The organism is Sphingomonas sp. Leaf33, from assembly GCF_001421785.1.
In the GTDB taxonomy this organism is placed as follows: domain Bacteria; phylum Pseudomonadota; class Alphaproteobacteria; order Sphingomonadales; family Sphingomonadaceae; genus Sphingomonas.
Window position 1 is genome coordinate 1 of record NZ_LMLB01000002.1, and the last position, 1239, is coordinate 1239.

The 1239-nt window shown below is 62.1% G+C and carries 1 protein-coding gene; it reads right to left on the bottom strand.

Features of this window, described 5'->3' with window-relative positions; translation table 11 throughout:
- Window positions 1–1163, bottom strand: a protein-coding gene (locus ASE86_RS11785) for an IS3 family transposase (protein WP_235524091.1) whose coding sequence is annotated in 2 segments (ribosomal slippage) — window positions 1–902 and window positions 902–1163 — 1164 coding nt annotated over the 2 segments. Because the reading frame shifts where the segments join, the coding sequence is not laid out codon by codon here. This gene is flagged as partial in the annotation.
- Window positions 1164–1239 lie beyond the last annotated feature (76 nt).

The window sequence follows — 1239 nt, forward strand, 5'->3', positions numbered from 1 at the left end:
CTCCGCCACGGGTAGCTTGGCCGGCGGAGCTGGTCGGGCGAGCGCAGCCGGCCAAGCGGAGAAGGCTGGCATGAACACCTCCGGTGCCGGCGGCAGGTATCCCAGAGAGGCATGCGGGCGCACGGTGTTGTAGTGACGTCGCCAGCTTTCGATGACGACCTGCGCTTCCCTGAGTGTGTAGAAGATCTCGCCGTTGAGCAGTTCGTCGCGAAGCCGTGCATTAAAGCTTTCGACGTAGCCATTTTCCCATGGTGAGCCTGGCGTGATGTAGGCCGTCTTTGCTCCGACGCCGGTAATCCAAGCTTGGACGGCCTTCGCAACGAACTCCGGCCCGTTGTCCGAACGAATATGGCCAGGTACGCCACGTAGGATGAACAGATCCGAGAGTACGTCGATGACGTCGATCGCCTTGAGCTTACGAGCGACCCGGATCGCCAGGCATTCATGGGTGAACTCGTCAACGACGTTGAGCATCCGGATCTTGCGCCCGTCATGCGTGCGTGCCTCGACGAAGTCATACGACCACACGTGATTGCGGTGTTCCGGGCGAAGACGGACGCAGGAGCCGTCGTTGTCCCAGATCCGCCCTCGCTTGGGCTGCTTGGCTGGGACCTTCAGACCTTCACGCCGCCAGATCCGCTCGACGCGCTTGTCGTTGACGAACCATCCGGCCGCCTTCAGCAACGCGCTGATCTTGCGGTAGCCATAGCGTCCGTACTTCTCGGCCAATGCCACGAGATCGGCTGTCAGCGCCTCCTCGTCGTCGCGGCCCCGCGGCACCTTGCGCTGTGTCGAGCGATGCTGACCGAGCGCCCGGCAGGCGCGGCGCTCGGAGATATTCATCGTCAGCAGGATGTGCTCGACACAAGCGCGTCGGCGCGCGGGGCTCAGAAGTTTCCCCGGGACGCCTCCTGCAGGATCAGCTTGTCCAGCGTCAAATCGGCGATTGCCTTTCGAAGCCGAGCATTCTCAGTCTCAAGGCTCTTCATCCGTCGAACCTGATCTGACTTCAGCCCGCCAAACTCACGCCGCCACCGGTAGTATGTCACTGAACTCACGCCGAGCGCGCGGATCGCATCGGCCACGCTCTGGCCCTGTGAGATCAGCACATCCGCCTGCCGTAGCTTGGCAACGATCTCCTCGGGCTTCGGGTGCTTTGCCATCTTGTCCGTCCTCCAGGCTCAAAAGCCATACCAAAGAGCGGACCACTTCAATGGGGGCTGACCAAGGAGAGTCCTC